The organism is Bradyrhizobium sacchari (assembly GCF_002068095.1).
GTDB classification, from domain to species: Bacteria; Pseudomonadota; Alphaproteobacteria; order Rhizobiales; family Xanthobacteraceae; genus Bradyrhizobium; species Bradyrhizobium sacchari.
In genome coordinates, this window is the sequence record NZ_LWIG01000008.1 from 193,596 (window position 1) to 194,408 (window position 813).

Annotated in this window: 1 protein-coding gene; it reads left to right on the top strand. The window is 67.2% G+C overall.

What is annotated here, in order from left to right:
- On the top strand, window positions 1-813 hold an 813-nt coding region (locus A5906_RS44270; protein ID WP_245326701.1), incomplete at both ends, for an ATP-binding protein.

The following is an 813-nucleotide window of genomic DNA, read 5'->3' on the forward strand; positions in this document are numbered from 1 at the left end:
GGGCTGATGACCCTGCTCAACGACACCGCCGAGTCGCTGCAGCAGCAGCGCGCCGCCATCGCCGAGCTGAACCAGAAGCTCAGCCAATCGCAGAAGATGGAAGCCATGGGCCAGCTTACCGGCGGCGTGGCGCATGACTTCAACAATCTCCTGACCGTCATTCTCGGCAATTCGGAGCACCTGGCCGACCGCCTTTCCGGCGACAAGGAACTGCACCGGATCGCCGGCGACATCGCGACCGCCGCCGAGCGCGGCTCGGACCTGACGCGGAGCCTGCTCGCCTTCGCGCGCAAACAACCCTTAAGGCCGCGCGACATCGATATCGCCGGCAAGCTCCTCGACATGGAGCCGCTGCTGCGTCGAAGCCTGGGTGAGCATATCGAGTGCACCTTCGCGCTCGATGCGGATCTGTGGATGACCAGCGTCGATCCCGGCCAGTTGGCGACCGCTCTGCTCAACCTCGTGCTCAACGCGCGCGACGCTATGCCGGACGGGGGCAAGCTGACGGTCGAGGCGCGCAACACCTCGCTCGGCGATTCCGACCTCGACGTCAACGGCGAGCCGCGGCCGGGCGACTATGTCATGGTGGCCGTGACCGATACCGGCACCGGCATGACCGCCGACGTGGCGAGCCGCGCCTTCGAGCCGTTCTTCACCACCAAGGAGGTCGGCAAGGGGACCGGGCTCGGCCTCAGCATGGTCTACGGCTTCGTGCGACAGTCCGGCGGCTTGGTGCAGATGCAGTCCCAGCCGGGACACGGCAGCGTCGTCAGGCTGTTCTTCCCCCGTCTTGCCACGCCGCCGGCCGACGAG